Genomic DNA, 12,729 nt, shown 5'->3' with positions numbered 1-12,729 from the left:
CACTTGCTACGCCTCACCCTCCGGCGTGGTAGAAGTCGTAGATCTTGCGGGCCACCGCCGCGCTGACGCCAGGGGCGCGTTGCAGGTCTTCCAGCGCCGCGGCGCGGATCTTGCTGGCGGTGCCGAAGTGCAGCAGCAACGCGCGCTTGCGGGCCGGGCCGATGCCGGGGATCTCGTCGAGCGGTGACGCGGTGATCGCCTTGGACCGCTTGGCCCGGTGCGCGCCGATGACATAGCGGTGCACCTCGTCGCGCAGGTTCTGCAGGTGGAACAATAGCGGCGAATTGACCGGCAACTGCTTCTCGCGCCCGTCGGGAAAGTGGAACACCTCGCGCCCCTCGCGCCCGTGATGCGGCCCCTTGGCGATGCCGATGACAGCGATGTCATCCGCGATGCCGATCTCGGTGAGCACGCGCATGACGCTGGATAGCTGGCCCTTGCCGCCGTCGATCAGGATCAGGTCGGGCAGGATGGTGTCGTGGCCGCCGGGCTTGGCCTCGGGGTTCTCCTCGCCCTCGGCAAAGCTGCGGAAGCGCCGCGCCATCACCTCGCGCATCATCGCGAAGTCGTCATTCGCCTGCGCCTCGCGGATGTTGAACTTGCGGTACTGCCCCTTCTCGAAGCCCTCCGGCCCGGCCACCACCATCGCGCCGACCGCCTTGGTGCCCTGGATGTGGCTGTTGTCGTAGACCTCGATCCGCTGCGGAGGGGTGTCGAGCTCGAGAAACTCGGCCAGCTCGCGGCCTATCCGCGCTTTGGTGCCGGTCTCGGCCTGCCGCCGCTCCAGCGCTTCGACGGCGTTGCGCTGCGCCTGCGCCATCAGCTTGCGCCGGTCGCCGCGTTCGGGGATCGTGATGCGCACCTTGCGCCCGGCAAGCTCGCTCAACGCCGCTTCGATCAGCTCGCGTTCGGGCAAGTCGCGGTCGACCAGAATGATCGGCGGCGGCGGCACCTCCTCGTAGAACTGCAGCATCACGTCGGCGAGCACCTGCGCCTCCTCCACCTCGGCGGTATGGCGCGGGAAGAACGCGCGGTGACCCCAGTTCTGCCCGCCACGAATGAAGAACGCCTGCACGCCCATCACCCCGCCCTTGGCTGCCAGCGCGAACACGTCGGCATCGCCCAGCCCTGCCGCATTGATCGCCTGTGACCCCTGAATGAAGGTCGCCGCGCGCAGCCGGTCGCGCAGGATCGCCGCACTCTCGAAATCGAGGTTCGCCGCCGCGTCTGCCATCTGCCGTTCCAGATCGGCCTGCACCGCGCCCGAACGCCCGGCGAGGAAGTCCTTCGCCTGCCGCACCAGCGCATCGTAATCCGGCTCCGAGATCCGCCCCACGCACGGCGCCGAGCACCGCTTGATCTGATACAGCAGACATGGGCGGTCGCGGTTGTTGAAGAAGCTGTCGGTGCAGCTGCGCAGCAGGAACAGCTTCTGCAACGCGTTCAGCGTCGTGTTCACGCTGCCGGCGCTCGCAAACGGACCGTAGTAATTGCCCTTCGCCCGCCGCGCGCCGCGATGCTTCTGGATGCGCGGGAACGCATGATCGGCGCGCAGCAGAATGAAGGGGAAGCTCTTGTCGTCGCGCAACAGCACGTTGAACGGCGGACGGAACCGCTTGATCAACTGCGCCTCCAGCAGCAGCGCCTCGGCCTCGGAATTGGTGGTGATGATCTCCATGCTGCGGGTCTGGCTGACCATACGCTGCAACCGGCCCGATAGCTGCGCGATCTGCGTGTAGTTCGCCACCCGCGCCTTCAGACTGCGCGCCTTGCCGACATACAAAACCTCGCCGCGCGCGTCGCACATCCGGTACACGCCGGGGACGGGCTTCAGCACCTTCACCATGTCGCGGATCGCCGCCACCCCGCCTTCCAGATCGGGCTGGGCGCTGGCGACGGTATAGGCGGCGCGCTCCTCGTTGAAACGCTCCGCGCCGCGCGGATCATTGGGGGTGCCTGCAGGGGTCCGGGACATGCAGCAAAGATAGGCGCTGGCGGGCCGGGATGGAAGCGGATGGCGGGGCCCTTCCCCAATCAGTTCGCAACAGTCGGGAAACTGGCCCTGTCACGAATACTTCATCAAAATCGTCGCGTTTCGACAATTAATCTATGATTTTACCAAATATCACCGACCAACTATAATAAACGGGTTAGCTAATATTCAATTAATTGGAGGCTAACTATGTCCGATCACGAACACCACGGCATGAAGAATCTCAGCGGAACGTCCCCGTTCTGCAGCATGAATCAATTTCATAATCATCAGAACAGTCGCGAAGATCGCTTTGGCCGGTTGTTCACTGATCTCGCGCCTGCCTTTACCCGCCCCGACATACTTCAAGCCATCGGCGCGCCGAACGGCCCGATGGACGGCAAGGGAGTCGCCAACCGCACCGCGACCGTTCCGGTGGGCATGGTGTTCTTCGGCCAGTTCGTCGATCATGACGTGACGCTCGATGCGTCGACCTCCTTCGGGCGCGTGGTCGACAATACGGGCGAGGTGTCCAATGTGCGCACGCCGACGCTCGATCTCGACTGCGTTTACGGCCTCGGCCCGGAGGCACAGCCTTACCTGTTCACGCAAGGCGGACCGTTCGGCGGGGTCAAGCTGCTGACCGGCGCGGACAATCCCGGCCAGGGCGGCATTCCGGAACATGATCTGCTGCGCTCGCCCAACGGCCGTGCGATCATCGGCGATCCGCGCAATGACGAGAACCGGATCATCAGCCAGATTCAGCTTGCCATTATCCGGTTCCACAACCTCGTTGCCCAGACGCTGCATGATGAAAGCGGCCTGTCCGGCCACGCGCTTTACGAAGAAGCCCGGCGCGAGACGACCTGGCACTATCAGTGGGCGCTGGTGCACGATTTCCTCGCTGCGATGTGCGGCAGGCCGCTGGTCGAGCGGATTCTCGGCTGCGGGCGGCAGGTCTATTGCGGGGGCGTGCCGTTCATTCCGATCGAATTCTCGGTCGCGGCCTATCGCTTCGGCCACTCGATGATCCCGATGAAATTGCAGGTGCGGCAGGGCGGCGCGCGGTTCGAACTGTTCGGGGCGACGCTGGGTTCGGGCTTCGATCCGCTCGGCAATCCCGATGCGGTGGTGGACTGGCACGAATTGCTGTTCACGCCGCAAAACCGGCAGGTCGAACGCGCGCTCAAGCTCGATACCAAGCTCGCAGGCGATCTGCTGGCGCTGCCCTTCATCAGCCCGCCCGACGAGAACTCGCTGGCGACCCGCAACCTGCTGCGCGGCAACACCTTCCTGTTGCCCGGCGGCGAGAAGGTGGCGGCAGCGATCGGTTGCCCGCAGGCGCAGATCGACCGGGTGCTCGACAAGGTCGAGGATGTGAACGAGGATCTCGGCCGCGACGGCATTCCGCTGTGGCTCTATATCCTCGCCGAGGCCGAAGTGATCGGACGCGCCGAAGCCAATGGCGATACGCTGGCGGGCGAGGCGCTCGGCCCGGTGGGCGCGACAATCGTTGCCGAAACGCTGATCGGTTTGCTCGAACTTGACGACCGTTCGTGGCTCGGAGCCAACCGCAACTGGTCGCCGCGGCCCGAGTGGGACACGCTGGGGAAACTCGTGACCGCGGCTCAGCCGGCCCTGCCCTAGGGCCGGCCCGGGGCGGAGCCGTTCGGCCCCGACAGGCTCCGCCCCGCTTCTTTCCGCGCTTCGCTTGGCCGTGCTCCACCAGCCAGCGGGGGCGGGTTTCGGCAAAGCTTGTGCTCCGCCCTTGCACGGTCCAACATCACCCCTTGCATCGGGGAACAAGCACAATGACGCAAACGGCGGTCCTGCCGCGCACGGTGGGGTTCTGGGGTGCCGCACTGTTCCCGGTCAACGGCATGATCGGCGCGGGCATCTTTGCGCTGCCTGCGATCATGGTCGCAGCGGTGGGCAGTTTCGCACCGTGGATGATGCTGTTCGGCGCGCTGCTGGTGCTGCCGCTGGTGTTCGTATTCGCCTCCCTTGCCGCGCGGTTCGATACGCATGGCGGCCCGGTGCTTTATGCCACCGCCGCCTTCGGCCCGTTCTTCGGCTTTCAGGCAGGCTGGTCGCGCTATGCCTCGGGCGTGGTGGCGGTGGCGGCCAACACGCAGGTTGCCATCGCCTATCTTGCGGTGCTGATGCCGGTGCTGGAAGACCCCGTGATCAAGGCGAGCGCGGTGATCGGGTTCATCATCGCCACCACCATTATCAATCTTGTGGGGATGCGGACTTCTGTGGGGACACTGGGCGTGATGACGGTCGTGAAGCTCGTCCCGCTCATCGCGCTCATCATTTTCGGCCTTGCCACCCGCGATCCAGCGGTGGGCTTTGCCCTGCCGCGGTTCAGCGAGTTCGAAAGCGTCGTGCTGCTGACTTTCTACGCCTACATGGCGTTCGAGAATGCGACCTTTGCTGCCGGAGAGATGCGCAATCCCCGGCGCAACCTGCCATTGGCGTTGATGACGACGCTCGGCGCGGTGGCGGTGTTTTATATGCTAGTGATCTGGGCCTATCTTGCGATCGCGCCGGAGGTTTCGGGCGGCGGAAACGCATTGTCGGCTGCGGCGGAATCGCTGGTCGGCCCTGCAGGAGCGATCGTGATCGCTATTGCCGCTGCGGTGTCGATCTGCGCCAACACGCTCGGCGGCGGTATCGTCACCCCGCGTCTGACCTTCGGCATGGCGGAACAAGGCTTGCTGCCGGGGATCTTCGCCCATGTCTCGCGGCGGTTCCAGACGCCCGATGTCTCGATCCTGTTCTATGGCGGGATCGCGGTGTTGTTCAGCCTGTGGGCCGGTTTTGCCACGCTGGCGGTGGCCAGCACGCTGTCGCGGCTGGTGATGTATCTGCTCGCCGCTTTGGCATTGCCGGTGCTGCAACGCCGCGACGCGGCGCCTGCGCCGTGGTGGCACTTGCCCGCCGCGCTGCTGGCGGCGGCATCCACCGTTTGGGTTGCCAGTCACGCCAAGCCCGAGGCCTACGCGGTTTTCGGCTTTCTGCTGGTGATCGGCACAGGGATGTATTTCGTGGCGCGGCGACGGTCGGTTCAGGCTGCACATCCGGTGTAGAAGCCGCTAGATGCGGGTTCATGATCGAAACCGATGTCATAATCCTCGGCGCAGGCGCAGCCGGTCTGTTCGCTGCCGGGCAAGCGGGTCAGCGCGGGCTGCGTGTCGCATTGCTGGAAAAGGCGGATGCGCCGGGCAAGAAAATCCTGATTTCGGGCGGGGGGCGCTGCAATTTCACGAACCTCGGCGCGGGGCCGGGAAACTTCCTCTCGGCCAACCCTCATTTCGCCAAGAGCGCGCTGGCGCGCTATACGGCGGCGGATTTCATCGCGCTGGTCGAGCGGCACGGCATCGCCTGGCATGAAAAGACGCTGGGGCAATTGTTCTGCGACGGGTCGGCCAAGCAGATCGTGGCGATGCTGCTGGATGAATGCCCGGCGGACCGCGTGACGCTGACCTGCGGCGTGGATATTGCGAGCGTGGCGCGCGGCGACGACGGCACATTTACCGTTACCGCCGATAATGGCCGGTCATGGCACGCGCCCGCATTGGTGATCGCCACCGGCGGGCCATCGATCCCAAAGATGGGCGCGAGCGACTTTGCCTACCGTCTGGCGCGGCAGTTTGGCCTGAAAGTGGTCGAACCGCGCCCCGCGCTCGTCCCGCTGACGCTGGGGGGCGAGGACGCGCTGTTCCGCGAACTGTCGGGCGTAGCCGCGCCGGTGCTGGCGCGGGCCGGAGCGGACAAGGCGAAAGCGGAATTCGCCGAAGCCGCATTGTTCACGCACAAGGGGCTGTCCGGCCCGGCGATCCTGCAAGTCTCATCCTATTGGCGGCATGGCGAGGAGGTCGGCGTGACCTTCCTCCCCGACGCCGCGAGTGACTGGCTGCTGGCGGCCAAGCGCGACCGCCCGCGCGCGCACCTGCGCACGTTGCTGCGCGAAGCCCTGCCCGCGCGGCTGGCCGATGCGCTGGCCGACCGGCTCGGGCCAAAGGGATCAAATCTCGAGCGCGAACTGGGCAATGTGTCGGACAAGGACCTTCGCACCGCGCAAGACAAGCTGGCCGACTGGCGCTTCGCCCCCAACGGCACCGAAGGCCTCGCCAAGGCCGAAGTCACCGCAGGCGGCATCGCCACGGCAGAGCTTTCCAGCCGCACGATGGAGGCGACCAAGGTGCCCGGTCTCTACGCCATCGGCGAAGCGGTGGATGTCACCGGCTGGCTCGGCGGGTACAACTTCCAGTGGGCCTGGGCGAGCGGCTATGCCTGCGCCGAAGCGCTTGCTGCCGCCCGCGCCTAGAACAACTTCCGTAAATCGATCCCCAGATACAGCCCGACCGGGTCGATCACGAACGGCTGGTAGTTGATCGGCGTGTCGCCAGCGGAATCCCGCACCCGGCGCTGCGCATCGAACAGGTTGTCGGCGCGCAGGCTGACCCGGAAGTCCTTCAGGAACCCTTCGTTCGGGCCGATCAGTTCGCCCATATTGGCAAAGACCCGCAGATTGAAGGTTACAATATCATCGAAGAACAGGTCGGTGCTGCCCGGCAAGCCCGAGCCATCGAGCCGGGTTTCGCCGGTGTAGATGCCCGAAAGACGGAAGCCCACGCCCTGCCCGAACAGGCCTGCTTCCAGCCGGCTGGAATGGCGCGGCAGGCCGAAGGCTCCGGTTGCCTGCCCGTCAAGCTGGTCGAGCGGGGCGATGCCGGGCGCGATCAGGATTTCGTTGTCGAGTTCGATCGAATGGGTCAGGTTCAGGAAATAGCGGAAGCCCTGCATGTTGCGCCCACCCAGCGGATTGAACGCCGGTCCGCCGCCGCCCGCAGGCGCACCGCCGCCCGCTGTGCCCTGTTGCGGTGCAGCGGCGCAGAAACGCTCCTTGAACTGAGCCAGCGCCTCAGGCGGGATATTGCCATCGGCATCGCGCGACCGGTCGAGCGCCATTTTGAGGAACGCCGGATCGATACCGGGAAGCTCGGCCGAGACATCCTCGCCGCGCTCGATCCTGGCGACCAGATCGGTCAGCGCGGCGCCGCCGTCAGGCCCGCAGATCCGTTCGCGCAAGGCCGTTGCCGCCTGCGCCCGTGCGCCGTCCGGAGCGCCCTCACCCCGAGCAGCGCCGCCCAGCATCGCCGGATCGATGCTGCAGATGCGTGAGCGGAACTGCGCCAGCCGGGCCGGATCGATGGTGCCATTCTCCCCGCGCAACCGCGCCAGCATCGGTGCGAGCCGCGCAGGATCGATGCCGGGAAACTCGGCCGAGATATCCGCGCCGCTGTCGATTGCGGCGGCCAGTTTCTGGAGGAAGTCGAGCCCGTCATCGGCGCACAGCCGTTCGCGGAAGGCCATGAACTGCTCGCGCTGCTGCGGCGTGGGTGCAGCGCCGCCGCCAAACCGTGCGCCGCCGCCATTGGCCCTTGCCCCTTCCCCTGCCGGAGCCGCGCCTGTTGTCGGAGCCGGAGCCGATTGTGCAGCGTCCCGCGCCGGAGCGCCTCCGCCACCGCGCCCACCGCGCCCGCCGCCATCACGCCCGCCCTCAGGCGCGCCGATGCTGCCGCTGGTCGAGAAGATGAACTGCACCCGGTTCGCCCGCGTCTCGGCAAAGCTGACCGAACGCCGATCCACCGCGATCAGACGCCCGTCCGCATCGCGCGTCACGCGGCCCGGAAACGCCGCTTCGATCTCGGGCGTGATCTGCGGAAATCCGCTCACCACATTGTCCGACTTGTTGCGGATATACTCCACCGTCAGCCGGGTGTTGTCCCAGAACGGCAGCGACCAGTTGGCGGCGAATTTCCAGTCGCGCTGGGTTTCCGCCGGAAGATCGGGATTGCCCCCGGTGGTGACATCGGCCAGCACGGTCTCGCCGCGGCTGAAATCGAACACCGGCACGTTGAAATTGGTGATGATCGGATTGCCCAGCGCGCCCAGCCCCGGCGCCGCCTCACGCCAGATATAGGTCGCCGACAGGTCGAGATTGTCGAACGGCGACCAGTTCAGGCCTGCATTCCAATCACCCAGCACGCCGAAATCGGACAGGTCCTGCACACCGGCCTGCAAATTGAGCGTGAAGGTGCCGAGCGCATCGGCAACGCCTGCGCGGCTGCTGGTGAACGGCACCACCACATTAGCCCCAGTCGCCAGCTGGCGGCGGGTCAGCGTCGCTCCGGTCAAGCTGCGGGTGTCGTTGCTTTCGATCTGCTGCCAGTCGAGCCCGAGGTTGAAGGTCGCCAGCACTTCTCCGGCAGGAAGCTGGCCGAGCGGCCCTTCCAGCGTGGTTTGCGATTGTCCGTTGATCGTCCGGCTGCGCGCCACTTCGAACCCGGCTTCGGCATCGGTCGGCAACGGGCCGCCGGGCGCAAGCGACCCGGCGAGCGCTGCGTCAACCAGCGACTGCGTATCGAAGCGGCGGTCGATCTCTGTCTCGGTCTCGGACAGGAAGGCATCGAACGTGCTGGTCAAGCGGAAGGCGTTCACCGGCTTGGTCAGCGATCCCGCTGTCGAAATTGTGTCGGTCGAAGAACGCCGCGCCAAGGGTGTATCCGCGCCAAACGTGCGCACGATGCCGGGGACAGCGGGATCGTCGGTCAGCACCACGGTGTTGAGCCCGTCCAGACTGCGGCTCTCGCTGCGCGCGTAATTCAGGTTGGCGCTCAAAGACGTGCCGCTGTCGATCAGCGCTTTGGCCCACGAAAGGTTGCCCTCGAACCCGACCGTGTCGGCCCTGAGGCTGCGGAACGGCGCCTGTGCAGGATCGCCCGGCACCTGACTGACAGAGCCGGGGGTCTGAATGATATCGCGCTCATCCTCGGTCAGCAGCGAGGAGTCCGACAATTCGAAATCGATGTTGAACCGCCCGCCATCGGCGATCCTGAGATAGCCGAGATCCTGTTCGGTGCGGACGAACCCGCCGCGCGACGGCGCCTCGAATTCGAACTCGACCTCGCGGTTGGAATAGTTTTCCTTCAGGATCAGGTTGATCACGCGCCGATCGGGCGGAAAGCCGAATCGCTGGGCGACTTCTTCGGGAAACACTTCGACCCGGGCGAGCGCTTCGGGCGGGTAGGAGGCAAATTCGCGGAAAGAACCGATGCGGATGCCGTTGACGAGAATCACCGGCCGCCCGCCGCCGCCGCGTCCGCGTGCAGAGCCGGTCTGCGCGCTGATCTGGGCGATGAGGTCGGTGATCGAGGTCACGCCCTCGGCGGCGATCGCTTCTTCGTCGAGCTGGAGCAGCGGTGCCTGATCAACCAACAACTGCCCGCGAATCCGGTTGCCCCTTACGATGATCTCGTCGCCGGAAACCGCCGTGCCGCTGGCGGTTTCGGGTTCATCCTCCCCTGCGGGCTGCGGCACCTGCGCGGATTGCGGCTGGGGCGCCGCGCCTGCTTCGGCGAAAACCGGCGTTGCCGCAGCAAGGCTGGCAGCACACGTGCCAGCGCGCAGCAAGGCGCGGGAGAGCGGGGAGAGGTTCATTTTGTCCCTTCAAATCACAGTCGACGGCGGGGGGCTGGTTACCCTTCCCGAACCGGTTCCCGGCTTACGGCAGCTGCCTAGGTCGGGATGCATTTACGTAGCCCGAACAAGGCCATTGCGGCGCATAACGCTCGAGCCTTCCCTTTTGGTTCCCGCATCGCTAAAGCGCGCTAGCTTTTCGACAGGCGTCAACGACGCCGCATCAATTACCAAAGGAATTACATGGCCAAGGAAGAACTCCTCGAAATGCGCGGGCGCGTGGTTGAGTTGCTGCCCAATGCGATGTTCCGGGTTGAGCTTGAAAACGGCCACGAAGTGCTCGGCCACACTGCGGGCAAGATGCGCAAGAACCGCATCCGCGTGCTGGTGGGCGATGAAGTGCTGTGCGAGCTGACCCCGTATGATCTCACCAAGGCGCGCATCACCTATCGCTTCATGCCGGGTCGCGGCGGCCCCGGCCCGCAGTAATTGCGGGCGGCCCTGATGGGCACGCCTCATCTGACACTGGCTTCGGCCTCGCCCCGGCGGCGCGAATTGCTCGCGCGGCTCGGTCTTGTGCCCGATGCGGTGACCCCGGCCGATATCGACGAGACCCCGCAGCGGGACGAACTCCCCCGCGCCTACGCCGCGCGCATGGGGCGCGAGAAGGCGTTGGCGGTTGCCGCGCCCGGCTTCGTGCTGGCGGGCGACACGGTGGTGGCGGTGGGCCGCCGCATCCTGCCCAAGACCGAAACCGAAGCCGAAGCGCGCGCCTGCCTCGCCCTTGTCAGCGGGCGGCGGCATCAGGTGCTGTCCAGCGTGGTGCTGCGCGCGCCCGATGGAACGCTGCGCGAACGGCTGAATGAAACCGTGGTGCGCTTCAAACGCCTGTCGGACGAGGAGATCGCCACCTATCTGGCTGGCGGAGACTGGCAGGGCAAGGCGGGCGGCTATGCCATTCAGGGCGCGGCCGAAGGGCTGATCGAATGGATCAGAGGCAGCCATTCGGGCGTGATGGGCCTGCCGCTGTATGAAACGCGCACGTTGCTCAAGGCCGCAGGTTTTGCCGTTGGCTGAGTGGCTGATCGAGGACGGCATCGGCGAAACCCGCGCGCTGCTGATCCAGGGCGAACAGGTGCTGGCGGCGCGGGTGTTCTGGCCGGGAGAATTGCGCGCCGGACAGGCGCTGCGCGGCAAGCTTGTCACCAAACTGAAGGGCACCCGGCGCGGGGTCGCGCTGCTGGATGGCGGGGCGGAAGCGCTGGTCGATCACCTGCCGCCGAACGTGACCGAAGGGCAATCCCTCGATCTGGTCGTCACCCGCGCGCCGCTGGCCGAACGCGGGCGGCTGAAGCGCGCGCAGGCGCGGGTTGCCGGGGCAGAAAGCTCCGCCACGCACAATAATTTTCCGGAAGGGCGCACCGTGCGCCGCTTGCCTGCGGGCCTGTGGGAGGAGGTGTGGCACGCGGCCTCTGCGGCCAGCCTCGACTTTTCCGGCGGCGAGGTGCTGGTCAGCGTCACCCCCGCCATGACCGTGATCGACATCGACGGCGTCGGCTCCCCGCGTGAGGTCGCGCTGGCCGCCGTGCCCGCCATCGCCCGCGCGCTGGCGTGGTTCGCGGTCGGAGGAAATATCGGGATCGATTTTCCCACCCTTGCCGACAAGGCCGATCGCCGCGCAGTGGACGAGGCGTTGGGTGCGGCGCTGGCCGATTGGCAGCACGAACGCACCGCCATGAACGGCTTTGGCTTCGTGCAATTGGTCGCGCGGCTGGACGGCCCGTCGCTGCTGCACCGATTCGCCGCCGCACGGCTCGGCGCGGCAGCCCGTATGGCGCTGCGCCGTGCGGAACTGGCGGCGGATGATGGCGCGGGGCGCACGCTGCTGCTGACAGTGCATCCCGCGCTGAAGGCCAAGCTGAAAGAACCGTGGCTGGCAGAGCTGGCTCGCCGCACCGGGCGCGAAGTGCGGATCGACACCGACCCCGGCCTTGCCATCGAAGCCGCCCATGCCCAATTGTCGGCCGCATGAGCACGTCAGCCAACAAACCCTGCCCGATCTGCCGCAAGACGCGGCATCCCGATTACCACCCGTTCTGTTCGCAGCGGTGCAAGGACCGCGATCTGGCGCGCTGGTTCTCCGATTCCTATGCGGTTCCCGGACCACCTGCCGATCCTGACGAACAGGCGCAGGGCAACTGGGGCGAGCAGGATTGATGCGCTGCGTGCAATAATCCTGCCTATTGCGTCTGAAAGCCTCTTGCCAACCCCGTCCGCCTTCGCCATAGGCGCGCTCTCATTTGCTCGCCGGGGTGACCACATGGTCGCAATCCGTCGCTCGCAGCGAATGCCCGAGTAGCTCAGGGGTAGAGCAGCGGATTGAAAATCCGCGTGTCGGTGGTTCAAATCCGCCCTCGGGCACCATTCGCTGAAAAGGGCCAATCGCCCAGAGGGAAAGTGTCGATGTCCCGCCGTACCAAGATCTACGAAGGCAAGGCCAAGATCCTTTACGAGGGCCCCGAGCCCGGCACGCTGATCCAGTATTTCAAGGATGATGCGACCGCCTTCAATGCCGAGAAAAAAGGCACGATCAACGGCAAGGGCGTGATCAACAACCGCATCTCCGAACACGTGTTCACGCGGCTGGGCCATATCGGCATCCCCACCCACTTTATCCGCCGCCTCAACATGCGCGAGCAGTTGATCCGGCAGGTCGAGATCATCCCGCTCGAAGTGGTGCTGCGCAATGTCGCGGCAGGGTCGCTGTCAAAGCGCCTCGGGATCGAGGAGGGCGAGCCGCTGCCCCACACCCTGATCGAATATTACTACAAGGACGATGCGCTGGGCGATCCGCTGGTCGCGGAAGAACACATCGCCTGCTTCAACTGGTGCAGCAACGAGGAGATGCACGACATTTCCTCGATGGCGATCCGCATCAATGATTTCCTGTGCGGGATGTTCGCCGCGATCGATATCCGGCTGGTCGATTTCAAGCTTGAATTCGGGCGGCTTTACGATGGCGATTACAGCCGCGTGATCCTGGCCGATGAAATCAGCCCCGATGGCTGCCGGTTGTGGGACATGGCGACCGGCGAGAAGCTCGACAAGGACCGCTTCCGCCGCGATCTGGGCGGCGAGGAAGAAGCCTACCGCGAAGTGGCCCGCCGCCTCGGCCTGCTCAACAACGAGGATACCGGGCCGGGCGAGGTGTTCGACCTCTCCCATGCGCGCAGCCGCCTGCGCGGCCCGCCTCCCTTGAAGAAGTAAGG

At 65.8% G+C, this 12,729-nt stretch carries 10 protein-coding genes and 1 tRNA gene; 9 read left to right on the top strand and 2 right to left on the bottom strand.

The annotated features are described in order from the left end of the window. Positions 1-13 precede the first annotated feature (13 nt). Positions 14-1,975 carry an excinuclease ABC subunit UvrC gene (gene uvrC / locus Q0L48_RS05540; RefSeq protein ID WP_296718231.1) on the bottom strand — a complete coding sequence of 654 codons (1,962 nt, stop codon included), beginning with the start codon at positions 1,973-1,975 and terminating at the stop codon, positions 14-16. Between the two features lie 318 nt (positions 1,976-2,293). On the opposite strand from uvrC, the gene Q0L48_RS05535 reads away from it, so the two are divergent. From Q0L48_RS05535 to Q0L48_RS05525, 3 genes are all read left to right on the top strand, one after another. Further along, a complete protein-coding gene (locus tag Q0L48_RS05535) occupies positions 2,294-3,619 on the top strand; it encodes a heme peroxidase family protein (RefSeq protein WP_296718229.1) in 1,326 nt (441 codons plus the stop codon). 164 nt (positions 3,620-3,783) lie between these two features. Further along, positions 3,784-5,064 (top strand): APC family permease, encoded by a 1,281-nt coding sequence (locus Q0L48_RS05530; protein ID WP_296718226.1) that lies wholly within the window; start codon positions 3,784-3,786, stop codon positions 5,062-5,064. Between the two features lie 20 nt (positions 5,065-5,084). Beyond that, complete coding sequence (locus Q0L48_RS05525) at positions 5,085-6,305, top strand: aminoacetone oxidase family FAD-binding enzyme (protein ID WP_296718224.1); 1,221 nt, start codon at positions 5,085-5,087, stop codon at positions 6,303-6,305. On the opposite strand, the gene Q0L48_RS05520 is transcribed toward Q0L48_RS05525, so the two are convergent. Further along, positions 6,302-9,481 (bottom strand): hypothetical protein, encoded by a 3,180-nt coding sequence (locus Q0L48_RS05520; RefSeq protein ID WP_296718222.1) that lies wholly within the window; start codon positions 9,479-9,481, stop codon positions 6,302-6,304. The genes Q0L48_RS05525 and Q0L48_RS05520 overlap by 4 nt on opposite strands. A gap of 222 nt (positions 9,482-9,703) precedes the next feature. Here Q0L48_RS05520 and infA point away from each other — a divergent pair, with 222 nt between their 5' ends. From infA to purC, 6 genes are all read left to right on the top strand, one after another. Beyond that, the gene (gene infA, locus Q0L48_RS05515) at positions 9,704-9,949 is read left to right on the top strand and encodes a translation initiation factor IF-1 (RefSeq protein WP_007163491.1); all 246 of its coding nucleotides are present in this window, start codon (positions 9,704-9,706) and stop codon (positions 9,947-9,949) included. A gap of 15 nt (positions 9,950-9,964) precedes the next feature. Then, on the top strand, positions 9,965-10,537 hold the full coding sequence (locus Q0L48_RS05510; protein WP_296718220.1) for a nucleoside triphosphate pyrophosphatase: 573 nt from the start codon (positions 9,965-9,967) through the stop codon (positions 10,535-10,537). Next, positions 10,530-11,492: a ribonuclease gene (locus tag Q0L48_RS05505; RefSeq protein ID WP_296718219.1), complete on the top strand. Its 963-nt coding sequence runs from the start codon at positions 10,530-10,532 to the stop codon at positions 11,490-11,492. The genes Q0L48_RS05510 and Q0L48_RS05505 overlap by 8 nt, the downstream gene beginning before the upstream one ends. Continuing rightward, positions 11,489-11,677, top strand: coding sequence for a DNA gyrase inhibitor YacG (locus Q0L48_RS05500; RefSeq protein ID WP_296718217.1), 189 nt, complete (start codon positions 11,489-11,491; stop codon positions 11,675-11,677). The genes Q0L48_RS05505 and Q0L48_RS05500 overlap by 4 nt, the downstream gene beginning before the upstream one ends. Positions 11,678-11,809: 132 nt before the next feature. Next, positions 11,810-11,884: transfer RNA gene (locus tag Q0L48_RS05495), tRNA-Phe, on the top strand. 39 nt (positions 11,885-11,923) lie between these two features. Continuing rightward, positions 11,924-12,727, top strand: coding sequence for a phosphoribosylaminoimidazolesuccinocarboxamide synthase (gene purC / locus Q0L48_RS05490; protein ID WP_296718216.1), 804 nt, complete (start codon positions 11,924-11,926; stop codon positions 12,725-12,727). Positions 12,728-12,729: the final 2 nt, after the last annotated feature.

This window comes from Erythrobacter sp., assembly GCF_024305245.1.
GTDB lineage: Bacteria > Pseudomonadota > Alphaproteobacteria > Sphingomonadales > Sphingomonadaceae > Erythrobacter.
The sequence above is the reverse complement of the archived record's forward strand: the minus strand, read 5'-3'. Positions and strand labels throughout refer to the sequence as shown.

Coding starts and splice junctions, on each gene's coding strand:
- purC (WP_296718216.1), top strand. CDS start 11,924: ATGTCCCGCCGTACCAAGATCTACGAAGGCAAGGCCAAGATCCTTTAC.
- uvrC (WP_296718231.1), bottom strand. CDS start 1,975: ATGTCCCGGACCCCTGCAGGCACCCCCAATGATCCGCGCGGCGCGGAG.
- Q0L48_RS05510 (WP_296718220.1), top strand. CDS start 9,965: ATGGGCACGCCTCATCTGACACTGGCTTCGGCCTCGCCCCGGCGGCGC.
- Q0L48_RS05530 (WP_296718226.1), top strand. CDS start 3,784: ATGACGCAAACGGCGGTCCTGCCGCGCACGGTGGGGTTCTGGGGTGCC.
- infA (WP_007163491.1), top strand. CDS start 9,704: ATGGCCAAGGAAGAACTCCTCGAAATGCGCGGGCGCGTGGTTGAGTTG.
- Q0L48_RS05500 (WP_296718217.1), top strand. CDS start 11,489: ATGAGCACGTCAGCCAACAAACCCTGCCCGATCTGCCGCAAGACGCGG.
- Q0L48_RS05520 (WP_296718222.1), bottom strand. CDS start 9,481: ATGAACCTCTCCCCGCTCTCCCGCGCCTTGCTGCGCGCTGGCACGTGT.
- Q0L48_RS05525 (WP_296718224.1), top strand. CDS start 5,085: ATGATCGAAACCGATGTCATAATCCTCGGCGCAGGCGCAGCCGGTCTG.